24 protein-coding genes are annotated in these 24,552 nt (G+C 70.3%); 10 read left to right on the top strand and 14 right to left on the bottom strand.

Annotation, left to right across the window (positions count from 1 at the left end):
- Nucleotides 1-14: 14 nt before the first annotated feature.
- Nucleotides 15-1,187, bottom strand: coding sequence for a hypothetical protein (locus tag ACWEPL_RS06880; RefSeq protein WP_363967384.1), 1,173 nt, complete (start codon nucleotides 1,185-1,187; stop codon nucleotides 15-17).
- A gap of 77 nt (nucleotides 1,188-1,264) precedes the next feature.
- On the opposite strand from ACWEPL_RS06880, the gene ACWEPL_RS06875 reads away from it, so the two are divergent.
- Nucleotides 1,265-2,233: an isopenicillin N synthase family dioxygenase gene (locus ACWEPL_RS06875; RefSeq protein ID WP_452435435.1), complete on the top strand. Its 969-nt coding sequence runs from the start codon at nucleotides 1,265-1,267 to the stop codon at nucleotides 2,231-2,233.
- Nucleotides 2,234-2,238: 5 nt separating this feature from the next.
- On the opposite strand, the gene ACWEPL_RS06870 is transcribed toward ACWEPL_RS06875, so the two are convergent.
- The 3 genes from ACWEPL_RS06870 to ACWEPL_RS06860 all read right to left on the bottom strand — a co-directional run bounded on the left by ACWEPL_RS06870 (nucleotide 2,239) and on the right by ACWEPL_RS06860 (nucleotide 5,498).
- On the bottom strand, nucleotides 2,239-3,624 hold the full coding sequence (locus ACWEPL_RS06870; RefSeq protein WP_452435434.1) for a glycoside hydrolase family 16 protein: 1,386 nt from the start codon (nucleotides 3,622-3,624) through the stop codon (nucleotides 2,239-2,241).
- Between the two features lie 111 nt (nucleotides 3,625-3,735).
- Complete coding sequence (locus ACWEPL_RS06865; RefSeq protein WP_452435433.1) at nucleotides 3,736-4,641, bottom strand: vWA domain-containing protein; 906 nt, start codon at nucleotides 4,639-4,641, stop codon at nucleotides 3,736-3,738.
- A complete protein-coding gene (locus ACWEPL_RS06860) occupies nucleotides 4,638-5,498 on the bottom strand; it encodes a hypothetical protein (RefSeq protein WP_452435432.1) in 861 nt (286 codons plus the stop codon). The genes ACWEPL_RS06865 and ACWEPL_RS06860 overlap by 4 nt, the downstream gene beginning before the upstream one ends.
- A 187-nt stretch (nucleotides 5,499-5,685) precedes the next feature.
- On the opposite strand from ACWEPL_RS06860, the gene ACWEPL_RS06855 reads away from it, so the two are divergent.
- Nucleotides 5,686-6,348, top strand: a complete 663-nt coding sequence (locus tag ACWEPL_RS06855) for a DUF5753 domain-containing protein (protein WP_452435496.1) — start codon at nucleotides 5,686-5,688, stop codon at nucleotides 6,346-6,348.
- Nucleotides 6,349-6,689: 341 nt separating this feature from the next.
- Here ACWEPL_RS06855 and ACWEPL_RS06850 read toward each other — a convergent pair whose 3' ends face one another.
- Genes ACWEPL_RS06850 through ACWEPL_RS06840 form a run of 3 tightly spaced genes read right to left on the bottom strand, consistent with a single transcriptional unit; the run spans nucleotide 6,690 to nucleotide 10,080 of the window.
- A complete protein-coding gene (locus tag ACWEPL_RS06850) occupies nucleotides 6,690-7,148 on the bottom strand; it encodes an NUDIX domain-containing protein (protein ID WP_363967373.1) in 459 nt (152 codons plus the stop codon).
- Nucleotides 7,145-8,236: a hypothetical protein gene (locus ACWEPL_RS06845; RefSeq protein ID WP_452435431.1), complete on the bottom strand. Its 1,092-nt coding sequence runs from the start codon at nucleotides 8,234-8,236 to the stop codon at nucleotides 7,145-7,147. Before ACWEPL_RS06845 ends, ACWEPL_RS06850 begins: the two co-directional genes overlap by 4 nt.
- Nucleotides 8,233-10,080: a nucleotidyltransferase domain-containing protein gene (locus ACWEPL_RS06840; protein ID WP_452435430.1), complete on the bottom strand. Its 1,848-nt coding sequence runs from the start codon at nucleotides 10,078-10,080 to the stop codon at nucleotides 8,233-8,235. Before ACWEPL_RS06840 ends, ACWEPL_RS06845 begins: the two co-directional genes overlap by 4 nt.
- 239 nt (nucleotides 10,081-10,319) lie before the next feature.
- Here ACWEPL_RS06840 and ACWEPL_RS06835 point away from each other — a divergent pair, with 239 nt between their 5' ends.
- Complete coding sequence (locus ACWEPL_RS06835) at nucleotides 10,320-11,747, top strand: helix-turn-helix transcriptional regulator (RefSeq protein WP_363967368.1); 1,428 nt, start codon at nucleotides 10,320-10,322, stop codon at nucleotides 11,745-11,747.
- A 280-nt stretch (nucleotides 11,748-12,027) separates the two neighbouring features.
- Here the strand turns inward: ACWEPL_RS06835 and ACWEPL_RS06830 are convergent, their stop codons facing one another.
- Both ACWEPL_RS06830 and ACWEPL_RS06825 read right to left on the bottom strand, forming a co-directional pair.
- Entirely contained in the window at nucleotides 12,028-12,750 is a 723-nt protein-coding gene (locus ACWEPL_RS06830; protein ID WP_452435429.1) for a DUF5941 domain-containing protein, read from the bottom strand.
- Nucleotides 12,747-14,258 (bottom strand): CDP-alcohol phosphatidyltransferase family protein, encoded by a 1,512-nt coding sequence (locus ACWEPL_RS06825; protein ID WP_363967364.1) that lies wholly within the window; start codon nucleotides 14,256-14,258, stop codon nucleotides 12,747-12,749. The genes ACWEPL_RS06830 and ACWEPL_RS06825 overlap by 4 nt, the downstream gene beginning before the upstream one ends.
- Before the next feature lie 140 nt (nucleotides 14,259-14,398).
- Here ACWEPL_RS06825 and recO point away from each other — a divergent pair, with 140 nt between their 5' ends.
- The 4 genes from recO (at nucleotide 14,399) to ACWEPL_RS06805 (ending at nucleotide 18,444) form a co-directional block, all read left to right on the top strand.
- Nucleotides 14,399-15,133 carry a DNA repair protein RecO gene (gene recO, locus ACWEPL_RS06820; protein WP_452435428.1) on the top strand — a complete coding sequence of 245 codons (735 nt, stop codon included), beginning with the start codon at nucleotides 14,399-14,401 and terminating at the stop codon, nucleotides 15,131-15,133.
- A complete protein-coding gene (locus ACWEPL_RS06815; protein WP_363967362.1) occupies nucleotides 15,130-15,903 on the top strand; it encodes an isoprenyl transferase in 774 nt (257 codons plus the stop codon). Before recO ends, ACWEPL_RS06815 begins: the two co-directional genes overlap by 4 nt.
- A 111-nt stretch (nucleotides 15,904-16,014) precedes the next feature.
- Nucleotides 16,015-17,640, top strand: coding sequence for an ABC transporter permease (locus tag ACWEPL_RS06810; RefSeq protein WP_452435427.1), 1,626 nt, complete (start codon nucleotides 16,015-16,017; stop codon nucleotides 17,638-17,640).
- A gap of 42 nt (nucleotides 17,641-17,682) precedes the next feature.
- Nucleotides 17,683-18,444 carry a phosphotransferase family protein gene (locus tag ACWEPL_RS06805; protein WP_452435426.1) on the top strand — a complete coding sequence of 254 codons (762 nt, stop codon included), beginning with the start codon at nucleotides 17,683-17,685 and terminating at the stop codon, nucleotides 18,442-18,444.
- Nucleotides 18,445-18,663: 219 nt separating this feature from the next.
- On the opposite strand, the gene ACWEPL_RS06800 is transcribed toward ACWEPL_RS06805, so the two are convergent.
- Nucleotides 18,664-19,086: a winged helix-turn-helix transcriptional regulator gene (locus ACWEPL_RS06800; protein WP_452435425.1), complete on the bottom strand. Its 423-nt coding sequence runs from the start codon at nucleotides 19,084-19,086 to the stop codon at nucleotides 18,664-18,666.
- Between the two features lie 65 nt (nucleotides 19,087-19,151).
- Here ACWEPL_RS06800 and ACWEPL_RS06795 point away from each other — a divergent pair, with 65 nt between their 5' ends.
- Complete coding sequence (locus tag ACWEPL_RS06795; RefSeq protein WP_363967354.1) at nucleotides 19,152-19,544, top strand: YybH family protein; 393 nt, start codon at nucleotides 19,152-19,154, stop codon at nucleotides 19,542-19,544.
- A gap of 373 nt (nucleotides 19,545-19,917) precedes the next feature.
- Nucleotides 19,918-21,072, top strand: coding sequence for a WXG100 family type VII secretion target (locus ACWEPL_RS06790; RefSeq protein WP_452435424.1), 1,155 nt, complete (start codon nucleotides 19,918-19,920; stop codon nucleotides 21,070-21,072).
- Nucleotides 21,073-21,153: 81 nt separating this feature from the next.
- Here the strand turns inward: ACWEPL_RS06790 and ACWEPL_RS06785 are convergent, their stop codons facing one another.
- Nucleotides 21,154-21,489, bottom strand: coding sequence for a hypothetical protein (locus tag ACWEPL_RS06785; protein WP_452435423.1), 336 nt, complete (start codon nucleotides 21,487-21,489; stop codon nucleotides 21,154-21,156).
- Between the two features lie 260 nt (nucleotides 21,490-21,749).
- Nucleotides 21,750-22,277 carry a CGNR zinc finger domain-containing protein gene (locus tag ACWEPL_RS06780; RefSeq protein ID WP_364240559.1) on the bottom strand — a complete coding sequence of 176 codons (528 nt, stop codon included), beginning with the start codon at nucleotides 22,275-22,277 and terminating at the stop codon, nucleotides 21,750-21,752.
- Between the two features lie 92 nt (nucleotides 22,278-22,369).
- On the opposite strand from ACWEPL_RS06780, the gene ACWEPL_RS06775 reads away from it, so the two are divergent.
- Entirely contained in the window at nucleotides 22,370-23,299 is a 930-nt protein-coding gene (locus tag ACWEPL_RS06775; protein WP_363967347.1) for a DMT family transporter, read from the top strand.
- 6 nt (nucleotides 23,300-23,305) lie between these two features.
- On the opposite strand, the gene ACWEPL_RS06770 is transcribed toward ACWEPL_RS06775, so the two are convergent.
- Together ACWEPL_RS06770 and ACWEPL_RS06765 are read right to left on the bottom strand one after the other, a co-directional pair.
- Nucleotides 23,306-23,683, bottom strand: a complete 378-nt coding sequence (locus ACWEPL_RS06770; RefSeq protein WP_350725059.1) for a Fur family transcriptional regulator — start codon at nucleotides 23,681-23,683, stop codon at nucleotides 23,306-23,308.
- Nucleotides 23,680-24,552 (bottom strand): metal ABC transporter permease, encoded by an 873-nt coding sequence (locus ACWEPL_RS06765; RefSeq protein ID WP_350725343.1) that lies wholly within the window; start codon nucleotides 24,550-24,552, stop codon nucleotides 23,680-23,682. The genes ACWEPL_RS06770 and ACWEPL_RS06765 overlap by 4 nt, the downstream gene beginning before the upstream one ends.

The raw sequence follows: 24,552 nt of genomic DNA, 5'->3' as shown, positions 1-24,552 counted from the left end.
TACCGGTACGGGAGTCAGGAGCGGGTGCGGCGGTGGAGGACGATGCGTTCGGCCCAGCTGGCCGCCTCCGGGTCCTTGAGGCCCTCCACCACGCCTCCCAGGTACGCCGTGGCCAGGCTGTCGAAGCCGCTGTCGAGCTGGCGCAGCCGGCCGGCCCTGCGCCGGTCCACCGCCTGAAGGTATTGGGCGATGCTCTCGGCGTACCCGGCGTCCCGCTGGTAGGCGGCCTGGGCGGCGGCGCATGCGCGGGCCTCGGCGTCACGCTTGGCCCGCAGCTCCCGTAACCGCTGGTCGTTGGGGTTGTGCATGCGCCGTCCCAGGTCGGCGGCGATCAGGGCGGTGGCGATCAGGAGGGCCAGGAGCAGGATCATGGTGGGCAACTGGCTGACCCCCTCCGAGGTCGGCCCGATGTCCTGGCCGTCCACGACCAGCGGCTTGACCAGGGCGTCCCGGCGCAGGACGGCCACGGCGACAATGAGGCCGAGCCAGACGAGCGCCACCCCGGCCAGCAGCCACCGCCCCTTCGCCGGGCTGCCGTGCTCCTGCCACGACCGGAACGCGCGACCGTACATGTGCGGCGCCACCAGCATGATCAGAGCGGCACCGGCGGCGAGCAGCGCGGTCATCGCCACGCTGTCGCCCCAGTTGAGGATGACCTGGTAGAGGATCGGCACCTCGACGATCAGCAGGAGCAGCAGGAGGAGCGCGGCGGGCAGCCAGCGGCGGACGACCGGCCAGCGGCTGCCCGAGATCGCGATGGAGCTGGGCCGCCCGTCGCCCGGCCGGCGGCTCGGCTGCTCCAGCTCGGTGACCTGGCGCTGGCTGTCGTCCAGCGCCTTGCGCGCCTCCCCGAACGCCCGCTGCGACTCGGCGAGACCGATCTTCTGCGACTCGAACTCGGCGCGGGCCCGCTGGATCTCCTGCTCGGTACGGTCCTCGATCTCGGCCAGCTCGGCCAGCCGCTCGTCCTCCAGCTCGTGGAAGCGCGGCACGCTGCCGGTCTGGAGCGTGAGCGTGTCGATCTGGCCGTCGGCCGCGTGCCCGCGGCCGAGCTCGCGCTCCTCGTGGCGGCGCCGCGCCCAGTCGGGCAGGTGGTAGAGGTCGCCGTCGTACGCCACGGCAGGCGTGATGCGGGTGACCTGGCCAGGCTCGACGTCGTCGTCCTGCTTCCGGCGAATGAAGCGCATCAGGCCTCCTACCGCGGGTCCTGCTTTCGATTGTGCGTCACCGGGTCCCGGGAGCGGGCGGATGTCAAAATGACGGTGTGAGCGAATTGCCGGTGATCGACGTCTCGCCCCTGCTCGCCACCGCCGCTGATCCTGCCGATGCCGCCGCCGCTGGCCCCGCCAAGCGTGCCGTGGCGGAGGCGATCGGCGAGGCGTGCCGGGACAGCGGCTTCTTCTACGTCTCCGGCCACGGCGTGCCGCCGGACCTCCCGCGCCGGCTCGACGCCGCGAGCAGGCGCTTCTTCGCCCTGCCCGAAGAGGTCAAGGCCGAGATCTCCATGGAACGGGGAGGCAAGGCCTGGCGCGGCTTCTTCCCGGTCGGCGGCGAGCTGACCTCGGGGCGGCCCGACCTGAAGGAGGGCATCTACTTCGGCGCCGAGGAGCCGCCGGGCCCGCTGCCGTTGCACGGCCCGAACCTGTTCCCCGCCCAGGTGCCCGAGCTCCGCGACGCCGTGCTCGACCATCTCGGCTCGATGACCGCGCTCGCCCAGGCCGTCATGTCGGGGATCGCCCTGAGCCTCGGCCTGGACGAGGACTACTTCCGTTCCGGCTACACCGCCCAGCCGACCGTGCTTTTCCGGATATTTCATTATCCGCCCACCCCGCCGGACGACCCCGACACCTGGGGCGTCGGCGAGCACACCGACTACGGCCTGCTGACCCTCCTCCTCCAGGACGCCAACGGCGGCCTCCAGATACGCACCCCGCGCGGCTGGATCGAGGCCCCGCCCCTGGAGAACACCTTCGTCTGCAACATCGGCGACATGCTCGACAAGCTCACCGGCGGCCACTACCGCTCGACCCCGCACCGGGTGCGCAACCGCAGCGGCAACGAGCGCCTGAGCTTCCCGTTCTTCTTCGACCCAGGCTGGGACAGCGAGGTACCGCCGCTGCCCTACGCCCCCGGCCATCGCTGGGACGGCCAGGTCGACTTCACCGGCACCTACGGCGAGTACCTGCTGTCCAAGGTCTCCAAGGTCTTCCCGCGCCTCTTCGAGAAGCTCTGAGGGCCTCAGCTGGTCGAGAACGTGAACCAGTTGACGTTGACGAAGTCCGCGGGCTGACCGCTGCTGAAGGTCAGGTACACGGTGTGCGTGCCGGTCACGCCCGAGATGTTGGCCGGCACCGTACGCCAGCTCTGCCACCCGCCCGTGTTGGCGAGGGCGAAGTCCCCGATGGGAGCGGCGGTGGGGCTGTCCAGCCGGACCTGCACCAGCCCGCTCACCCCGGCCGCGGCCCCGGACGCCACCCTGGCCCTGAACTGGTGGGCGGCCTCTGTCCCGAAGTTCACGCCGTCGAAGCGGAGCCAGTCGCCGTTGGCGATCGCCCCGACGTTCTGGCCGCCGCCGGTGTCCGTGGTGGTCTCGACGATGGTGCCCGACTGCGCCTGGTACTGCTCGGCCTGGATCGTCGAACGGGCGTCCACGCCGCCGGGCGGGTTCGTCGGAGGGGTGCCGCTGCCGCTCTGCCACACCGCCACGTAGTCGACCAGCATCGGCCGCCCCGGCACGGTCGCCGCCGTGGGCGTCTGGCCGCCGAGCGCGTTGGGGAAGGCCCCGCCCATGGCCACGTTGAGCAGCAGGAAGTAGCCCGCGTGCCCCGTCATGTTGGACCAGGTCGCCGCGTCGAACTGCGACTGGCTCACGCTGTGGAACTGCTGCCCGTCCACGTACCACCGCAGCTGGTTGGGGCTGACGCTGCGGTCCCACTCGAAGCGGTAGCTGTGGAAGGCCGCCTGGCACGTCGATCCGGGGCAGGCGCGGTTGGCGCCGAGGCCGGTCGTCTCCTGGCACGGCCCGCCCGGGTTGACGCCGCAGTGGAGCACGCCCCAGACGGCGTTGATGCCGTTGACGTTCTCCATGATGTCGAACTCGCCGATGCCCGGCCAGTTCCAGTAATTGCCCCGGTACGGCGCCCCGAGCGCCCAGAACGCCGGCCAGTAGCCCAGCGCGGCGTCGCCGGTCACGTTCGGCATCTGGATGCGCCCCTCGATGCGCAGGATCCGGCCGTCGGCGGGCTTGAAGTCGGCCCGCCGGGTCTCGATGCGCGCCGAGGTCCACTCGCCCGAGCCGCTGCGCTGCGGCGTGATGCGGAGGTTGCCGCCGCCGTCGAGGCTGAGGTTGGAGGTGCTGGACGTGTAGTTCTGGATCTCTCCGGTGCCCCAGTTGGCCGGGCCGCCGGGGTAGGCGTGCCCCGTGTCGACGATCCAGTTGGTGGACGAGGGCAGCGTGTTGGCGGCGCCGTCGAAGTCGTCCGACCAGACGAGCGACCAGCCGGACGGGGTGGGCGGGACGGCGGCCGAGGCGCTGACGGCCACGTTGACGAGCAGGCCGCTGAGCGCCGCGAGCGCCACGGCCACCGCCGCCAGTCGGCGCCGGTGCCGGAGGGCTGTTGTCATCGTTGCTCCATGGGGGGTGGGGGGCCTGATGAGAGAGAGCGCTCTCTGGGCCGATGTCAACACAGTCTTTACCTGCTGTCAACGTTGCGTACCCGGAGGGAGCGCGCTCTCCTAGAGCAGATCCACCGTGCTCGCGCCGGACGCCTCGAAGGCCTCACTCCAGAAGCCTTCGAGCAGCGGGAACCGGTCGGGGCTCGACGTCTTCTCCCGCAGGAAGCCGTGCACGACCACCGAGTACCCGGTCAGGTCGGGCAGCAGCCGCGCGTCCCGCAGTTCCTTGATCTTCTGCTTGCGCGCGCCCTCGTTCAGGTCCAGCTTGTTGATGTTCAGGTCGCCCCGGTTGTTGATCAGGTCGCTGAACACGATGAGCCGGTGCGGCTTGTCCGGCTGCCGCTGCGCGCCGAGCTGCTTGGCCGCGTACCGCAGGGCTCCCAGCACGTCGGAGCCCTCGCCCTCCGCCGGGCAGTCGAACAGCTTCACCGCCCTCGGCACCACCTCCGTGATCCGGTGCGCCCTGACGCGATCCTCGACCACGGGGTTGTTGTTGGGGTTCTCGGCCTGGGTGGCGGCGATGGAGACCGGGTCCTGGCGGCAGGTGCTGCTCTCCGAGCTGCCCGTGACGGCCGCGAACCCGATCCAGTCGCACCCCTGGGCGAAGGCGGGCAGCTTGGAGGTGACGTCGTTCCTGGAGGTGGCGGGGTCGGCGTAGCTGGTCGAGTCCACGATCACGCCGCAGACCGCCTTGGCCTCCGTCCCGCACGCCGCCACGGTGCCGGCCACCAGCAGGATCACCCCCAGCACCGCCCCAACCCCACGCGCCCTCGCCACCGCCTCCGGCCTGCACGCCCCCGACGCCGCCCCAACCTCACGCGCCACCGCCACCGCCACCGCCTCCGGCCTGCACGCCTCCGACGCCGCGACGGGGTCGGGCGCTCCTCGTGCCGCCACCGGCCTGCGCGCCGGGATGCCCCGTTCCCGAGCCCCGTCGTCGTCGCCGTCACGCTCCTCGGCCCTCACGTGCCCTCCTGCTCGCTCCCTGAAGCGCGATCGTCCCCGGCGTCCCCCGCGTCGCGGTCCTCCGGGACGCCGGGAACGCCGGGATCGGCGGGCGGCGGCGGCGAGAGCTGGCGCCGCGCCCCTCCCGGCAGCTCTCGGGGCATCACCTCGGCGTGCCACACCTCGATGCGGTCCTCGACCTCGCGCAGGATCCGCGCGATCTCCTCCCGCCCGGAGACCGCCGTGACGGTCTCACCCGTGGCGCCCATCGCGATGACCTCGCCCTTCCATAAGGACGGGATCTCCTCCCTGCGCGGATGGGCCCCCAGTACCCCGCCCTTGTACGCGGCGATGAGCTGCTCGGCCCTGGCGTGCACCGCCTCCACCTCGTGGTCGCGCTCGATCAGCGCGCTCTCCCACTCCTGGGTGAGGTGCTCGATGCGGGCCCTGGCCCGCTGCACGCCGACGTTCGCCTCCTCGACCACGGCCCGCCGCCGCGCCTCCGCCCGCCGCGCTCTCGCCTCCGCGATCGAGATGAACGCGTCCGGCTGCTGCTCGTCGACTTCGTCAGAGACGTGACCGTTGGCGAGGGCCGGCTCCGGGTGGGTGTCACTCCTGGCCAGCTCCTGCAAGATCACCTCGCGCGCCCCCAGCGCCCGCTCCAGGATCGCGGTACGGGTGGCCGCCAGCCGCCGATCGACCTCGGTGACCTGCTCACGGGCCAGGGCCCGGACCTCGGTGACGTAGGCGGGCTGGAACTCCGGATCGGTGAACTCGCCCAAAGGATGCTCCCGGGCGTCCCGCATCCCCCGCCGACGCGCTTCCTCCCGCTCGGCCGGCGGATCGCCCCGCTTGAACAGCCGCGACAAGAACGCCATCCGCGTCTCCAGGCTTCAGCTGGACCCGTGTCCCTGCCCCCAGGCTAAACGGCCACTATCCGGAATGGCGGCGATGTCACCGTCACACGCATCGCTCGTGGCCCGAGAATGAGAGCTTCTTAACTTACAGTAAAGACTTGACCTCCTACGGTTATAGTCGGCGCCGTGCAGGGCTGTAGGCGCCAGGCTGGACCGGCACGTCACCGAAGAAGTCGAACGGGTCCTCGGGTTCAACGGCGAGCTGCTGGAGCTGCTTCCGGAGATCCACGTCGACCCGGGGCCCGATTGGTTCCGCGACTGGCCCGGCATCGAGGCGGCCGCGCACACCATCCGGGCATACCAGCTCGCGCTCATCCCGGGGCTCCTCCAGACGGAGCGGTACGCCGCGACCCTCTTCAAGGGCGAGCCAGGAGTGATTCCCGAGCAGGTGGACATGGCTGTGCGGGCGCGGCTCAAGCGGCAGGAGTTCCTTACCCGGCCGACTCCGCCGATGCACTCTGTGCTGCTGGACGAGACCGTCCTGCTCCGTCCGATAGGAGGAGCGGAGGTCATGAGCGAGCAACTCGCGCATCTGTTGTCGATGGCGGCGCACCCCCGCATCACGGTGCGCATCGTGCCTCTGGCGGCAGGCGTCACTGCGGGTCTGCTGGGGTCATTCGTGCTCGCGCAGGTGGAGCGCTCCGCCGATGCCGCGTACCTGGAGGCGGCGGAGACCGGAGAGGTGACCAGGCAAGAAGAGAGGGTTCGGGCAATCAGCGAGCGATGGGACGCGCTCAGTCACGTGGCGCAGCCCACGTTCGTCAGCGAGCAGATCATTCGTGAGGTGATGGAGCGCTATGCCGAGCAGTGAAGAGCTGAGGTACGCCAAGTGGCGCAAGGCGCGTGCGTCGGACAAGGAGCAGGGCGCCTGCCGGTTGACCACGCCATCGGCCCACGTGGGGCCGCGACAGAGGGAAGGTGCGGAACCCTCCTGGGCGCTTCCCGATCGGCTGGAGGCCGACCAAGGCGACGAGCGCGCGCACCTGCTCGACAGTCATCTCAGGATGGAGCTCGCGGGCCGCATTCTCCGCAGTCCACAGTTCGGCAGGCAGGTCGAGAGCCATGCCTCCATGATGCCTGCCCCGGGCGCCAGTAGGGCGGCGCCCAGGGAAACCCGGCAAAGGCTCGTTGTGCCGCCGCACGACGACGGGATCAGCGTGCGGAGGGGAGCCACTCCGGCCGCAGGTCGGCGAGCTCGAACATGCCAGACCCGTGTTCGGCCAGTAGCTCGGCCACTTGCTCGGGCTTCAGATCGATCGACGCGATCCCCGCAGCCGAAAGCGGTACCTCCTGCACGAGGTACTCGCCTCTGGCCGGCTCGGCAAACTCCGGGCCTGTCCGCTTCGCCGGATCCCAGGACTCGATGGTGGCAAGGAAGAAGAGCTGACGTTCGTCTGCACCGTCGATCACGTGGATCAGCGAGTGGATACGCGCCTCGCCCGCCAGTTCCTCGCGTATCTCCCGCAGCAGCGCCTCCTCCAGGCTGGCATCGCTGTCCTCCACGCCACCTCCGGGAAGCACCCAGTACGGCGCCATTGCGGGCCGCACCCGTTTAATGGTCAACACGCCGTTGCCCGGCGTGACGAGAACGCCCCGAACGCGTGTCTTCATGATCGTCCTTCCGATCGGGCTGGCTGTATGCCGTTCACCGCCACCGGGCCGGGCTCGACGCGGGCGAGGTCCTCCAGCAGGATGCGCTCGCACAGCACCTGGGCCAGTAACGCCAGACAGAACGCCCGGTCCGCCTGAGCCATGGCAGTGAGAGGCAGGACGCCCAGGATACGCAGCACCAGCCATGGGCGGAGGGCGCTCAGCGGATCGTCGCCGGCCGCGACGAGTGCACCAAGGTCGCCGTGCAGGCGCCGCGTCAGGGTGGCGATTGCCGCGTGGCGTCCCGCGCCCACCTGCAGGTTGCCGCTGACCTCCAGTCGGCCTTGTCCGGTGCGCAAGTGGGTCAGCGCTGGGGGCCATGCCGGGCCGGGCGTGCGGACGGTCCGCCAGTAGGTCAGCGGCTTGTACCTCGGCACGAGCCAGCCGCCCATTGCCAGGAGGTACCACAACAGGATGGCCGCCTCTCCGGGCAAGGCATTGCGGCCGGCGTGTTCGCAGTCCAGCCAGCACAACGGGGCGGCGAGGTTCGGCTCAGTCGGGTCGCCTTGAGTGAGCGCCGTAGCTGTCACCGTGGCCGGGGCCAGTTGCTCGCGGAGCTGGGCGAACAGGCGGAGGAAGTCGATGTCGACGGTCGACTCGCCGGTGACGACGGTCAGCGGGGGCTCCGCACCGTACCAGCGGTCCAGCCGTCCGCCTGGGCGTAGCCGTTCGGCATACAGGCCGGGGCGGCACGAGCCGATCGGAGCTGGTTCGCCGGTGCGCTCGGCAGCCAGCAGGATGCTGTCACAGGCCGCGTCCATGAGGGCGGTGACGGCGGGAACCTGGCGGGGGTCGGCGTCGGCGCGGGTGATGAGGTCGGCAAGGAGAGCGGTGCAGCGGCCGTCGGCGAACACGTCCTGATAGATCAGGGTGTGCCGGCCGTCGGGGTCGACGGTGGTGCCGAGAAGGACGGCGGCCGGAAGATGGCCGCGTACTGCCGCATGGCCGCGCGCCTCAGCTTGGGCCAGCGCCGCCGGCATGTTCTTGCGGAAGGTGCCGTCATCGTGGTGGTGGAAGTTGCCGGGCGCGTCCTGGATCATCGCGGTCATACTGCCGACTCCAGGCTGGCCAGCCACCACGCCAGCACCTGTTCGGCCATCGCGGTGACCTGCTCGGCCGCGCCGAACCGCGGGTCGGATGGGGCCTCGGGCAGGTCGCTGGCGAGTTTGGCGAACGCGACCAGGGCGTCGCTGTCGGCGGCGTGCAGCTCCCCCTCGCACCGCAGCACGATCTTCGCCAGCAGCGCGGCCACCTTGTACACCGCGCGCACGTCGATGGGTTCGCGCAGAAGGAGCCGCCGCAGGTCCATAGCCGCCGTCGCTCCGTCCCGCCAGGTGCGCGCCGTCACGGTGGCCGCGTCCGGATGCGGCACGGTGAACCCGGGGGCGGCCCAGATCGCGGGGAGCGCGCCGTCGGCGATCTGGGCGAGCGTGTACAGCAGGCGGGACGTGAGCGCGCCGGCCTGGCATTCAGCGGGAGCGAGCACGGTCAGCCCCAGCTTGACGCCAGCGAGGCGCCCACGGGCCTGCCGGAGAGCCGCGCCGATGGCGGGCAGTGCCGGCGGGTCGGCCACGATGAGCACGTCCAGGTCGGACCAGCCGTCCAGATACTTTCCGCGGGCACCAGAGCCGGTGATCGCGATCAGGCGGACTGTGTCGTCTGGCCGGGTGAGTGCGGCCACCGTGTAGTCGAGGAAGCCGGTGAGGTGATCGGGCAGGCCGAGCTCGGCCGGGAGCACCACTCGCGGGGAGCGGCGTGGCCAGAGTCGATCGCGTATCAGCCGGTCCAGGGCGTGCCCGAGTTCGGTGGCCGACCGGTTGTTGTCGATCACGTGCTGGGCGATGTCGCGGACGCGGTCGGCGCCGCGGGCGCGTTTGATGCGGTCGCGTTCGGTAACGTCGTCTGGGCCGAGGGTGCCGCGCGTGGCGCGCACAGTCGGGTCGGCGTCGAGGTAGACCGTGGTGAGGCTGTCGCCGAGGAGCTTGCGCAGTTCGGTGGCCAGGTCGTGGCTGTGGAGGCTCTCGATGCTGAACGTCTGCTGGTAGTGGTGGGCGTGCGCGTAGGCGTCGAGTTCCAGCGCCAGCAGTTCGGCTTGCTCGGCGATGGGGAGGGCGTAGATGTCGGTGAGCCGGTGGCGGGCGGCGGCGAGGTCGAGCAGGTAGCCGATCTTCAGGCGGGTGACGCCGTGCTCGTGCTGGAGATGGCGGCCTGCGGTGGACTTGCCGCATTCCGACAGGCCGCCGAGCGCGATGATCCACCGATCATTGATCGTGGGTGCCAGGACGGCCGGGCGGGTGAGCGTGGCACAGATGTCTGCGTGCACGGCGAGAATGGGGCGTTCACCGGCCACGATTGCGTCGCTCGGGGGGAGTTTGGCGAGGTGCTCGTTGAGGGCGTGCTGGTAGCGGCGGTAGACGGGGGTGATCGCGGGCTCCCGTGACAGTGCCATCCGGGCGCCTTCGCGGGGGGCGGCGTGGTGCAGAAGCAGGATTTCGTGCTCGGCTTGCTGGGCGTGGGCGATGGCCGACGCGTAAGGGGCGAGCAGGAGGTGAGCGCGCTCGGCGGCGAGTTCGGTGCGCGTGTGGTCGCGGACGGCGATAGTGGCAGCGACAGAGGCCACGAGCATGGTCATGCCGCGGTCGATGAGGATCAGGGGGGCGGGCGGACCGCTCTGGGCGGCGGCGGAGCGGGCGAGGTAGGAGCAGGCCAGCACGTCTGCGACCTCTTCGATCGGAGCGGTGCCGAACCACCAATCGGGCAGGCCGTTGCGTTTGGCGTGCTGCCAGCGGCGGTCGTAGTCGTCCAGCGGGCCGAGGCTGCGGGCGCCGGTCCGGTGTTGCAGGAGGCGGGCGTGTGTGGTCTTGCCGACGTTGTCGGGCCCACTCAGGGCCACGACTGCAAGGTGGCCGGGGGTGAAGCCGCCAGTCGGCTCGGACTGGCCGATTGGGTACGCGCCGAGCGGCACGGCTGCGCCGGATCTGAGGACGTGCATGGTGTCGGCCCTCCGTTGCTGGGTGATTGAGTGCCGCCACACTCCGCTGAGCCGATGGCAGGCATCAATGCCGCCCTGACCGGAACATTGCCTCGGCGGCAATGTTCGTTCCGTCCTCGTGGCGTTACGGTCTGCACAGGATGGGCGCGCTGGAGGTCGCCATGGCCATGAGCCGAGCACGACGGGCAGAGCTGCAGCGCCGTGCCCGGGAAACCCGTCTGGACTGCCAGCGCCGCGCTGCTCCCGCAGAGCAGATCGCGCAGGAGATTCTGACCGCCGTACCGGAGCTGCGGCCTCTGGAGGCGTACCGGCTGGCCTACGGCTGGTCGCGGCCGACGGCGCTGGAGGCCCTCGCCGCCCTGTACCGCGCGGCCGGCCTGCCCGAGCCGCCGACGACACCGGCGATGCTGTGCCGGTGGGAGCACGGCACCGCAACGCCCAGCCCGGAGTACGCCGCGGCACTGTGCCGCCTGTATCGAGTACCACCCGAGCGGCTGGGGCTTCGGCCTGACCTGCACGCCATATCGGCGTGTGGCCACTGCATCCGCAGGCGGCCGGAAATTACAGTTAGTGAGCAAGACGATACAGGGGGAGATCCGATGCGGCGACGCACACTACTGGCCGCGGTGGGACTGAGCATTCCCATCCAGCTGATCCAGAAAGTGGATGACGTGCTCGCCGTACCGCTCGAGCCGGAGGCCCCGACAGATCAAACGGAGATCACGCAGCGGCTCCAGGTGGCGCGGCGCCAGTACGACACGAGTGCGCTGTCCGCGCTGGTGGCAGGACTGCCGACCCTGCTCACTGCGGCACGGGACATGGCGGAACGATCGGGTACGCCTGGCGGTTGGGCGCTGCTGGCCTCCTGCTATGACCTGGCGACGGACACGATGAACAAGGTCGGGAGGCCGGCGACGGCCCGGCTCACCGCCGATCGCGCCGTGCTGTATGCGGACCGCTCGGAGGACCCAGTGGCGATGGGCGCCAGTGCGCGCGCGCTCGGCATGGTGTTGCGGACGGAGGGCCGCCATCAGACAGCCGCCGCCGTGATCCAGCGGGCCATAGACCGGCTCGACGCAGCCGGGCTGCGCACGCCGACGCAGGCCAACACCTACATGCGGCTGGTGTGCGCCTCGGCATACACGGCGAGCTGGGCCGGTGACAGGGCCAGTGCGCTGGACCAGGTGGGGGACGCGCATCGGGCCGCCGACCGTCTCGCACGCGTCGCCGGCCGCCCGGGGGCCGGCCGGGCGTTCGTCCGCCTGTACGAGGTGGACATCCACTACGCACTGAAGGACACAGGCGCAGCGCTACGCGTGGGGCGCGGCCTGCATCCGGGCATGTTCCCTACGCCCGAACGACGCGGACGGCTGCACACGGACATGGCCCGCGTCTGGTGGCAGGCAGGTCAGCCGGAGGAGACCGTCGCCGCGTTGCTGACTGCGCACAAGGAAGCGCCGGCCGAGGTCCGAGATCGACCGTCTATCCGAGCGATTGCTGACAACCTCGCCGCGCATCATCCGCGAGTGCCTGGAGTACGGCAACTCACTGCCGCCGTACGTGCGTAGCCTTGCCGCACCCCATCTCGGAGCAGGGGTCTCAGTCGGGTTGCCGTTCAGCGGTGTTGCGTCCTGGCCGAGGGGTGGCCGGAGGCGGGTTGGTCTGGGTGGGTGTCAGTCGGCCCACCGCCTCGTCGGTCAAGGGGTGGGCTGCGCGATGGCACCGTAGGCGCGGGGGTTGCGCCGGAAGGCGCCTCCATAAGAACGCCTGAGCCCCGAGCGCGAAGCGCTCCCTCGGGAGGCCCTTTGTGCTCGGGGCGGGCGTCGGCAAGCCGGGCCGCGTGTGGGGTCAGCCCTTGTCGGCCTCGCCGGTGGCCTGTTCGAGCTGGTCCTCGGGGGAGGCCTCGAGGTCCTGCTCGGCGTCGGCGCCGGCCTGGGCGGAGGCCTTGTCGAGGCGGACCCAGCTCGTCACGCTCTCCACCGCGAACAGCACGAAGAGGTACGCCGTAAGCACCGCCAGCACCGGCGTCAGGATGCCGAGCGCGGCGCCCAGGCCGATGACCAGCAGGCGCAGCTCCCAGCCCAGCCCCGCGTGGAACACCCAGGCGGGCGGCCAGATGCTCTGCCGGGTCCGGTAGACGGTGTCGTACGTGTGGTAACCCACGACGTAGACGAGCACGAACAGCAGCCACTTGGGCGCGCCCGCGGCCAGGCCGATCGAGATCACGGCGAGGAACTCGGCGCCGCGCAGCAGCGGCGGGGTGAGCCAGTCGAAGCGGCCCAGGTGGTCGCGCGGCGTGGTCGGCAGCACGAGCAGCAGCGTGGTCGCGACGGGCAGGAGCAGGATCGGGCCGCCCTGGTCGAGCAGGCCGGTGACCAGGAAGGCCAGCACGGCCAGGAGGGCCACGAGCGTGGCGGGCACGGGCGGCAGGCCCTTGCCGAGCTTGCCGGCGAGGGCGTGGGCGAGCGGGCCGTCGTCACGGTAGGCGAGCAGGCGGGCGGTCTGGATGCGACGGCGTTCCTCGTCGGGGTCCGGCGTGGGGGTGGCCATGGCCTGCGGTTGGGTGATCATACGAGCGACCTCATGAGGCGTCCGGTGAGCGTGTAGGCGGCGGCGACGGAGCCCCAGATCACCAGGGTGATGAAGGTGATCCGGGCGTCGAAGAGGGCGGCGGTGATCGCGATGGCCGCGAACCGCTCGCCGATGGGGAAGACGATCATCTTGCGGGCCCAGTGGACGGCGCGGAACTTGCCGGCCTTGGTCCACATCTTGAGCACGCCTCGCAGACCCTGGCTGCGCTCGACCTTGCGGCGCGTGAGGGCCTGACGCAGGTCGCGGTCGTCGGGCGCGTCCAGTGCCAGCGTGGGCAGCGGGGACGGGGCTTTGCGGCGGTTGGAGACGCCGAAGGAGAAGTCGAGCAGGTGGCGTACGGACTGCAGGCCGATCGCGGCCAGCGCCAGGATCCAGATGTCGTCGCTGTTGCCCGAGACGACCCAGCCGACGGCGAGCCCGGCGAAGACCACATATTCCTTGAACCGGTCGAACGTGGCGTCCAGCCAGGCCCCCAGCACGCCGAACTTACGTGCGTAGCGGGCGACCTGCCCGTCCACGCAGTCGAACACGAACGCGAAGTAGATCAGCACACCGCCCAGCACCATCCACGGCCGGTCACCGGTGGCGAAGCAGGCTGCGGCGGCCACGCCGAGCGTGATCGAGATCAGCGTCACCTGGTTGGGCGTCAGCCCGCGCCGTGCCGCCCAGCGGGCGATGAAGCGGGAGTAGGTGGAGACGAAGTACGTGGTGAAGAAGCCGTCGGCGCCCTTGACCGCGTTGTTGAGCCTGGCCCGGTCCTCGTTCATGCCGGCCATCTCAGTGCCGGCCTCGTTGACCTCTTCCTGGGTCGTGACCCGGCGGTAGAACAGGTCGCGCCGGCCCCTGATGCCGACCGACACGCCGTTGCGCACCAGGCCGAACACGATCAGCTGCAGCAGGTCGTCGTCCTCGCCGAACGTGTCGGCCATCGCGGCCAGCTCGCGGCAGGTCTGCGCCAGCATGGGCGCGTTGCGCGCGCTCAGGTGCAGCGGGCCGAGCAGGATGGCGTTGGGCCTGGTCACGGCGTGGCGCGCGGTGCCCACCGAGACCACGCGCGACTTGCCGACGCGCGAGCGGATGGGCAGCCCTTCGAGGCGGCCGAGGCCGATCTCGGGCTCTGCCTCGTCGATCGGGACGATGTCCTCCTGCGGCTCCTCCTCTGTCACCTCCGGCCGGGGCTCTTTGGCGACGAGCGCCAGCGCGCCGCGCTTGGCCTTGGTGATCTGGTAGATCAGCTCGTCGTGGATGACAGAGTTTTCCGGGATGATGAAGAGGTTCTCCGTCGCGGTCTCCGCGACGTCGGCCAGCGCGCGCAGGGCGGCGGCCACGTCGCCTGACTCGATCGTGGCGAGCCGCGGATCCAGGGAAGTGAGCTGGCTGCGCAGGCGCTCGGCCACGGTGGGCGTGCCGGGCAGCGCGGCCAGCCTCAGGCCGGTCGGAGAGGTGTCGGGGCCGGGCGAGGCGCCCAGCAGGACCACGCGGGTCATGACTCCCTTTCGAGGCGGTAGCGGGGGGTTGAACAACGGGTAATCCGGGGACAGACGTCAAAGTCTAGTGAGGGTGACGTAAAGTCGCGTCACCAGAGCATGCCCGTAACGTCGCTTCGGTGCGGCCGTAAGATGTCCGAGTGAGTCTCTACCGTGACGAAGGCGTAGTTCTACGCACACAGAAGCTCGGTGAGGCCGACCGCATCGTCACCATCCTGGCGAAGCGCACCGGCAAGATCAGGGCCGTGGCGAGGGGCGTGCGCCGCACGAAGTCCCGCTTCGGCGCCAGGCTGGAGCCGTTCACGCATGTCGACCTGCAGCTCCACGTCGGCCGTACGCTCGACGTCGTCACGCAGGCCGAGACGATCAGACCCTACGGCGAGACGCTGGCGGCCGACTATCCCCGCTACACCGCGGGCAGCGCGATGCTGGAGACCGCCGACCGGCTGACGCACGGGGAGAAGGAGCCGGCGCTGCGGCAGTTCCTGCTGCTGGTGGGCGGGCTGCGCACGCTGGCCGAACGCGTCCACGAGGCCCGGCTGGTCCTGGACGCGTACTTCCTGCGCTCGCTGGCCGTGGCCGGCTACGCCCCCGCGCTTGAGGCGTGCGCCAAGTGCCAGGCACCGGCGATCAGGGCGTTCGCCATCGTCGCGGGGGGCGTGGTGTGCGGGGCGTGCCGCCCGGCCGGCTCGGCCGTGCCCGCCGGGGAGACGATCGGGCTCATGACGGCGCTGCTGCGTGGCGACTGGGCCACCGCCGACGCCTCGGAGTCGCGCCACCGGAGTGAGTGCAGCGGGCTCGTTGCCGCATATCTGCAATGGCACCTCGAACACGGAATACGCTCTCTCCGACACGTCGAAAGGGAGCCTGTGTGAACGTACGACCTCCGACCCCGCATCCGTCGGGCGCGACGCCCCCGCCGATCCCGCGCGACCTGGTGCCCAAGCACGTCGCGATCATCATGGACGGCAACGGCCGCTGGGCCAAGTCTCGTGGCCTGCCCCGCATCGAGGGGCACAAAGCGGGCGAATCCTCGCTGTTCGACGTCATCGAGGGGGCGCTCGAGCTGGGCATCCCCTATCTGAGCGCGTTCGCGTTCTCCACGGAGAACTGGCGGCGCTCGCCCGACGAGGTCCGCTTCCTCATGGGGTTCAACCGCGACGTGATCCGGCGGCGGCGCGACGAGCTCAACGCCATGGGCGTGCGCGTCCGGTGGGCGGGCAAGCCGGGGCGGCTGTGGAAGAGCGTCATCTCGGAGTTGCAGGCGGCCGAGGAGATGACGGTCGGCAACAGCAAGCTGACGTTGCAGTTCTGCGTCAACTACGGCGGGCAGGCCGAGATCGTGGAGGCGGCGGTCAGGCTGGCCGAGGACATCGCGGCCGGGCGGGTCAAGCCGTCCAAGGTCAACGAGAAGGTGTTCGCGCGTTACCTGGACGAGCCGGAGATCCCCGAGGTGGATCTGTTCGTGCGGTCGTCGGGGGAGCAGCGCTTCTCGAACTTCCTGCTGTGGCAGTCGGCCTACGCCGAGATGGTCTTCCTCGACCGGCTGTGGCCCGACTTCGACCGCAGGGATCTGTGGGAGGCCTGCGAGGTCTTCGCGAAGCGCGACAGGCGCTACGGCGGGGCGCTCCCCAACCCGGTCTGACCGGCCCCAACCTCTCGATCGGGGCCCAGGGCTGGCTGTCGCCTATACGCGGGTATAGCCTGCTGTTCGTCGGAACAGTTGGCTGTACTCGTGAGTAGGAGCTGATGCCGAATGGCTGACGCACGACAAGGCCGGGCCGGCGCCCTGGCAGGCACCGGCCACCTCGTCCGCCTGGCGCTGCGCCGCGAGCGGGGCATCGCGCCCTGGTGGATCCTCCTGATCGTGGCCCTGGCCCTGGCGCTGGTGTCCTACGTCAACCGGGCCATGGGCACGTACGAGCTGAAGCTCACCTATGTCGAACTCGCCACCAGGAACGTCTTCCTGCGCGCGCTCGGCGGCGGCCTCATCGAGCCGCGGCTGGAGGTGATCGCGACGTGGCGCAGCGGCGGGTTCCTGTACGTGGCGAGCGCGCTCGCGGCCCTCATGTCGGTCATCCGCCACACGCGCAGGGAGGAGGACGAGGGGAGGGCCGAGCTGGTCCGCTCCGGCATGGTGAGCCGCCACGCGCCGCTGACCGCCGCCCTGCTGGTAGCCGGCGGGATCAGCCTGGCCGGCGGGGTGCTGACCGGGGCCGTGCTCGTCGGGCTCGGGTTCGAGCCCGTCGGGACCGTCGCCTACGGGGCCGCGATCACGGTCGCGGGCTGGGTGTTCGGCGCCGTCGCGGCGGTGGCCGCGCAGCTCGCGCGCAGCGCCCGCACGGCCACCGCGATCAGCCTGGCCGCGCTCGGCGCCGCCTACGTGATGCGTTACGCCGGTGACGCGACCGGACAGTACTGGCTGAAGGCGCTGTCGCCGATCGGCTGGAGCCACCTGGTGCGGGCGTACCAGGACGAGCGGTGGTGGCTGCTCGGGGTGTCGGTGCTGGTCAGCGTGGCCCTGTGCGCGGTCGCGTACCGGCTGCTCGGCCGCCGCGACCTCGGTGAGGGCCTGCTGCCCGAGCGCCTGGGCCGGGAGTCGGCGCCGGAGCTGCGCGGCCCGATCAGCCTGGCCTGGCGGCTGCACCGCGCTCTGCTGGCCAAGTGGGCGGCCGGGGTCGCGTGCTTCGCCGTGGCCGGAGCCGGGCTCAGCCCGCTCGCCCAGGACCTGCTCTCGCGGCCGAGCATCGTGGTGCGGAGCATCACGAGCCTCCTCGGCGTGTCCGACACGGGCACGGCGCTGGGCGCGTACTCGTGGTACCTGATCCTCGTCATCGCGTACGCCGTCGCGCTCTACCCGGTGCTCATGACGTTGCGGCTGCGTTCGGAGGAGACCTCGGGCCGCGCGGAGACCGTACAGTCCACCCCGATGACCCGCCTGCGCTGGGCGGCCGGCCACCTGGTCGTGACCGGGCTCGGCACGGCGGCGCTGATGGCCGTCGCCGGGCTCGTGTTCGGCACGCTGTACTCGCTGCTCGTCGGCGATCTCGCCCGCGACCTGCCCCGCTTCCTGGCGGGGGCGCTGAGCGCCGTGCCGGCGGCCTGGTGCGTGGGGGCGGTCTGCGTGCTCGCGTACGGGCTGGTGCCGAGGGCGAGCGTGGCGATCTCCTGGATCGTCTGGCTCCTGACCGCCGGGCTCGGCAAGATCGTCAGCCCCCTGTACGGGCTGTGGCACGGGACCCCGCTGGAGCCGTTCCACTACATCCCCAACCCGATGCTCGGAACTTCCTTCGACGTCCGCCCCGCCCTCGCGCTGACGGCCCTCACGGCGATGCTCCTCGGCGGCGCCCTCGCGGCTCTTCGCCGCCGCGACTTCGGGTGATTGGTCTAGCATATCGTCCCATTCGACAAGATCGGAGGGCGGATGGGCGGCCATTCCATCGAGGTGCGGTCCGACGTGGTGATCAAGCGATACCGGTCGTCGGACTACGGTGAGCCCGAACGCGAATGGCGTGCCCTGGAGCTGCTGGGCGAACACGATCCCGGCCTGGCCCCGGCGCCGGTGACCGCCGAGCTGGAGGCCGACCCGCCGACCGTGGTGATGACCCGCCTGGACGGCACGACGGTGAGCGGGGAGATCGCGGGGAAACTCGTCGATGCCCTGGCCGAGGCCATCACCGGCGTCCAGCGCTCGGTCCCGTCCCGGCTGCTCGACCGGGTGCCGGCGCGTGCCGGGCACCCGGTCTATCTCCTGCGGAAGGTACGCGACTGGGCGGCGGCGGCCACGCCCGAACCCGCGACCGCCGAAGCCCTCCGCGCGGCCACGGACTGGGTGTCCGGGCCGAGCCTGGAGGCGATGTTCGCGCAGCCGGGCACCCCGGTGTTCGGCACCGGCGACGGGAACCTGGCCAACTACCTGTGGGACGGCACCAGGGTCCGGGTCATCGACTTCGAGTACTCCGGGCGCAGCGACCGCGCGTTCGAGCTGGCCGAGGTCACCGAGCACATCTCGGTCTGGGAGAACGATCCGGCCGGGCTGACCGCCGTCCTCGACCGGTTCGAGCTGACCGCCGAGGAGGCGGCCAGGCTCACGGAGTGCCGGCGGCTGCTCGCGCTGTTCTGGCTGCTGCGCTGCCGCCGGGAGATCCGGCCCGCGCAGGCGGATCGGATGCTGGCCCTGCTGTAGGACTTCTCTTGATCAAAGGGCGCTGACCACGCCCGCCAGCCGATCCACCTGGCCCGGATCGCCGCCGTAGCAGTAGAGGCATCAGCGCGCCTGGCCCAGTCGAGCAGGGCCGCGGGGTCGCTGAGGGGCACCCCGCCACCCGAGCAAAGCCGCACCCACCCGCCCTCACCCACCCGCCCTCACCCACCCACCCGCGCTCACCCGCTCACCCACCCGCGCTCAGTCGTGATCGCTCTCGGCCGTGGCGGCCAGACCCGACTGGACCCCCTGCCCGTGCCGGCCTTCAACCCGGGCGCCCCAGTCCCAGAGCGTCTGGAGGACGGGCCCGAGTCGGCGCCCGTGCGGGGTGAGCCGATAGTGCGTACGGGGCGGCCATCCGGACCTCCGGTGACGTTCGAGCACCCCGGCCTCGGCGAGCTGCGCCAGCCGATCGGACAGCACCTTGTCCGACAACTCGGGCAGCGCCTGCCGGAGCTCCGTGAACCCACGCTCACCCCGCAGCAACTCGCGGATCACGAGCGTCGTCCACCGCCCGCGCAGCGCCGCGAGCGCGATCTCCACCGGACACGACGGATCCGGCTCGGTGACCTCGGCCCGAGGATCATCGGGCAGACCGGGGTGGCCAACCGTTTGGTGAGTCACGAGGGCGCCTCCTAGCTTTTCCGCATCCACCCGATTTCTACCTGCCGGAAGGACGTGCAACTGCGATGCGCCAACTCGCCGAACGCCCCGAGGACGTGCCTGCCGTGTTCGCCGACCGCTTCAACACCGGCGACCCGGCGGCCGTGGCCGAGGTCTACGAGAGCGGAGCGGTCTTCGTGCCCGAACCCGGCTCCCCGCTGACGGGCCCGCAGGCCCAAGCCGCCAACGCCCGCTTCATGGCCCTGGGACTGCCGATCACGGTCCGGCCGCGGCACGTCTACACCGCGGGCGACACGGCCCTGCTGATCGTGGACTGGGCCATCGACGGTGTGGACCGGGACGGGCAGCAGGTCCACATCGAGGGCACCGCCACCGACGTCGCCCGCCGCGGAAGGGACGGGCGCTGGCGGTACGCCATCGACAACCCTTTCGGCGTGCGCTCGACAATCGATGGCTGAGGCTGATTTGCGTGGATCGGCCGAAACGCCGACGCCTCGGTGATCAAAGACACGTTTGATTCGGCGGGATACGAAGGTTGCGGCCGGTCCTGGGCACTTCCCGGTCGGGCAGGCCCTTGCTGCTGATGGGTGAGTCGGGCACGGGCAAGACCACGTTGCTGGGTTGCGGCCGGCTCCCTGGCCCGGGAACCCGGTATATCGGTCGTGTCGATCACGGGCGTGGATTACAAGGCCCGGCTCGGCTGCAGCGTCCTCCACCAACTCCCGGGCGCGGCATGTGAAGAACGGCCTTCTATGGTCCCGGACAGCGTCTTGGCCGTGGTCGTGGGAGGAGAGCCTGAGGCGGCCGGTGCCGACGCCACGGCGGCCTGAAGTGATCGATCTTCACCAGCAGTTCATCGCATGGTTTCGGCTGGTTCTTATCGAATTAGCTAGGCTCCCGAGGGCACTATCCTCCGCAATCAATCAATCACACCGTGAGAAGGCGATTCGCGTGACTTTGAGAACGGATCCGCAAGAGGATGGAGCGGGTGCGGACAGTGTACCCAGGCCCAGTGACGATTGGCCTGGACTCGGCGACCTGGTCAGAGATGGCATTGACGTCGATCGCAGGGCGCTGAGGGAGACGGCCGAGCAGCTCGTGGTCGATCTCAATGATGTCGAAATCCCCGACTGGTGGGGCGGGAAGAGCTTCAATGCCGGAGATTGGGGCAGGGCCGACGATGTCTCGAGGATCTTCCGATCTTTCACGGATGACTTGTACTGCATTACCAGTGATGCGGTGGTCGAGTGCGTCGTGGCCGCGTGCGGCATTGCCACCGCCGGTCAGAATTACAATATCGCCGAAGAGAACAGCTGGCTCAACAGACAGTCCTTCTGGAACAGATATCACGACTCCACTTCCACGGTGAGTCCTTATTCGGACACTCCGAGAAGCAGCTGGAGCAGTGTTGAAAAAGGCTATGCCGTCAGCAACCAATATCCGTCGGGATACATCGTCGTCGACTGGAACGGCATCGAGCTGCGTCATGACTACGACAGCCTTGACAAGGAACAGATCAGGGAGCTGTTGATGACCGGCGACGAGCAGTCGATGAGAAACTTTTCCAATTCCATGACGGCGATTTCCGACGACCTGGGGACGATCGCCGGCAGGCTGCGGTTTCATGCGAATGACGTCAGCTACCATTGGGCCGGTGCTGCGGCAGAGAAGGCGCAGCGGGCGCTGAAGGCGATCCACGACACCGTCCGCCCGCTGGCCGAGATCTACAGCACCATCGGTTCGCTCGCCCGCACGTGCGCGGATGACATCGTGGCACCCGCCAAGGCACGCTTCGATCACGCGGTGGCCGACGAAAACTGGTTCACCGACATCTTTCAGAACGACGACGACGTGTCCGCTCGCAACTACCTGAAAAAAATCGACCAACAATTCTGCGACGAAGTGATTCCACGCTTCCCGCAGTCCGCCCAGCTCGGTCTTCCAGGCCTGATCCGCTCAGAGGACCGGCTCATATACTTCACCTAGCACGGCGGCCGCCCATTCGTTGGCCGACCCCGATGCCGTTTGGACAGCGATCTTGCTGGTGGCTTCAAGGCCGAAGCGTTCTCATGTTGTGGCACCGAGTAGCTGAAGGCCGTCGAAGCGGTGGCTGCGGTAGTGGTCGGTGGCGGCGGCAACGTTGGTCCAGCCGATCAGGCGGGCCGGTCCGATGGCCGGGTTGCGGAGGCCGGCCATGATCCGGGGTGCGGTGCCGGTCCGGACTCCGCAGGCGTCCTCGCGATAGGTGACGTCTCGGACGTGGTGCAGGGCCTCGACGCTCCAGTGGCCGCGGATCAGGGCGGCGAGCCGGGACGTGTGTGATTCGGCCTGGTGGGAGGCTGGTGACCGCGTAGATCGTGACGATGGTGACGTGCTCCAGGTGACCCTCAGCCACCCAGCCACGCCATGCCCGCAGGCGCCCACCAGCCGAGAATGCTTCCGGCCCTGCCTTCGGGATATCGAGGCTCGGTGGGGTAGTCGGGGTCGCGTCCGAGGGGTGCGGGGACCGGCAGGGCCCCGCCTGGGGGTGTGGGGGCTTGTCCCCACAGGGCGCTGTCCGAGTGCTCCATCGCGCGTAGCGCGCCTCAGTGCGAGGACTGTCCCCCCGGGCGTCCCGGCGCTCCCCGGGGGTGCCGAGTTCCCCTGGAGGGCTGTCCCGAGGGTCAGGCGCGCCGGCGGGCGCGGTAGGCGGCCACGTGCATGCGGTTGCCGCACGTGCGGCTGTCGCAGTAGACGCGGGACCGGTTGCGGGACTCGTCGACGAAGACGCGGTCGCAGTCCGGGGCCGAGCAGGTGCGCAGGCGTTCGACCTCGCCCTCCACCAGCAGGTGGGCCAGGGCGACGCCGCAGTCGGCCGCCACGTGCTCCGCCAGGGTGGAGTCCGCGGCGAAATAGTGCATGTGCAGCGGGTGGCCGTCGTGCTCGGTCAGCCGGGGGGTGATGCGCGTCTCGGCGAGCAGGACGTTCAGGGTGCGGACCGCCGTGGGCTGGTCCGGGGAGATGAAGACGCGGTAGAACACCTCTCGTACCATCCGCACCTGGCCCAGGTCGCGGGGCGTCAGCTTGGTGACGCCGCTGATCTGGCGGGACTCCACGAACGCCTGCAATTCGGCCAGGCCCGCCAGGCCCTCGTCGCCCCCGGTGGAGGGCGAGGTGTTGACCAGCTCGACAACGGTGGCCAAAGAATGCACCATGTCATGGCCAAACGGCATGTTGACTCCTGTCCGCGCCGGGTTCTAGCGTGGTCGCACTGTATCTCCTGCATGGCCGTACGGGGGTTTCTATGAGTGCACATCGCCGTATCGTGCTGATCGCGATCGTCGGTGCGCTGATCATCTCCACCTCCGCCCCCTTGGTTCGGCTCTCAGGTGTATCGCCTGCCACGTCCGCGTTGTTCCGTTGCGCGTACGCCGTGCCGCCCATGATCGTGCTGGCCTGGCTGGAGCGGCGCAGGCTGGGGCCGCTGCCGTGGAAAGGGGTGGTGCTGGCCTGGCTGGCGGGCGTGGTGTTCGCGCTCGACCTGCTGTTCTGGCATCACGCGATCGACTACGTGGGCGCGGGGCTGGCCACCGTGCTGGGGAATCTGCAGGTGTTCCTGGTGGCGTTCGCGGCCTGGGCGCTGTTCGGGGAGCGGCCGTCGTCCCGGTTGATGGTCGCGACGCCGATCGTGTTCGCGGGGGTGGTGCTCATCTCCGGGGTGTTCGACAGCGCCGCCTACGGGCGCGATCCGATCATGGGGGTGCTGGCCGGGGTCGCCACGTCCATCTCGTACGCGGCGTTCCTGCTGCTCATGAAGGCCGGGCCGGCGCGGGCCGTGGGGCCGCTGGCACACGCCACGGTGGTCGCCACCGTGGCCATCGCCCTGCTGAGCCCGCTCTTCGGGGGTGCCGACCTCATGCCGAGCTGGCCGGCGCACGGGTGGCTGCTGCTGCTCGCGCTGGGGCCGCAGGTGCTGGGGTGGTCGCTGATCACGTTCTCGCTGCCGCGCCAGCCGGCCGCGCTCACCGCGTTGCTGCTGCTGGTCCAGCCCATGACGACCGTCGCTCTGTCCGCGGTGGTGCTGGGCGAGCGGCCGTCGGCGCTGCAGCTCGCCGGGTGCGCGGTGATCGTCCTCGGAGTCCTGTACGGCTCCCGCACCCGCACCCGCTCGCCGCAGCCCGGCGAGACACGCCGGATAGAGCCGCGCGAGCAGCAGGTGCCGAAGGCCGGTTGACGCCGGTCAGCCCTTGGAGCAGGCGGCGCAGGTGCCGAAGACCTCGACCGTGTGGGTGATCTCGGTGAAGCCGTGCTCGCCGCCCACCGCCTCGGCCCACCGCTCGACCGCGGGACCGGCCACCTCCACCGTGTGGCCGCAGCGGCGGCAGACCAGGTGGTGGTGATGGACGTCGCTGGCGCACGCCCGGTAGACGGACTCGCCCTCGTCCGTACGCAGCACGTCGACCTGCCCGCCGTCGGCCAGCGCCTGCAAGGCGCGGTAGACGGTGGTCAGGCCGATCTTCGCCCCGTGCAGGCGCATCTCGGCATAGACGTCCTGCGCGCTGCGGAACCCCTCGCTCCTGCGGAGGGTGTCGTGCACGGCGTCGCGTCTCGTCGTCATGCGACCTCCTCCACGCGCATCTTCGGTCGCTCGCTCACTGTCGACTCCTGGGTACGGCCTCGGCGTACGAATTTACCGACACCGAGGGCCAGGACGAAGCCGGCGAGAGCAAGAAGCACGATCGCCGCGCCGGGAGGCACCTTGGCCGAGTAGGTGGAGGCGAGCAGGCCGCCCACCGAGGCGAGCACCCCGAACAGCATGGCCAGCCCCATCGTCGTGCGGAAACCCCGGGTGAGCTGCTGGCTGGTGGCCACCGGGATCACCATCAGCGCGCTGACCAGCAGCAGGCCCACCACGCGCATCGCGATCACGACGGTGAGCGCGGCGGTGACCGCGATCAGCAGGCTGAGGAAGCGGACCGGCAGGCCGCTCGCCCTGGCCATCTCCTCGTCCTGGCAGAGCACGAACAGCTCCCTGCCGAAGACCACGACCACGCCGATCACGGCCACGGCCAGCGCGGCGATGACCCAGATGTCCTGGACCGTGACGCTGGCGATGGCGCCGAACAGGTAGGAGTTCAGCTTGGCGTTGCTGCCGCCCGGCGCGATGCCCATGAGCATGACGCCGCCCGCGATCCCGCCGTAGAACAGCAGTGCCAGCGCCACGTCGCCGCTGGTCCGCCCGCGCGCCCTGACCAGCTCGATGGCCACCGCCCCGACGACGGAGACGATCACGGCGGTGAGCACGGGCGTGGTGCCGGTCAGGAAGCCGAGGGCGACGCCGGTCAGCGCCACGTGGCCGATGCCGTCACCCAGCAGCGCCAGCCTGCGCTGCACGATGAACGTCCCCACGGCGGGCGCGCACAGGCCCACCAGCAGCGCGGCCACCAGGGCGAGCTGGAAGAGCTGCTCCTGGAGCAGATCCATGAT

This window comes from Nonomuraea sp. NPDC004186, from assembly GCF_053603495.1.
The sequence above is the reverse complement of the archived record's forward strand: the minus strand, read 5'-3'. Positions and strand labels throughout refer to the sequence as shown.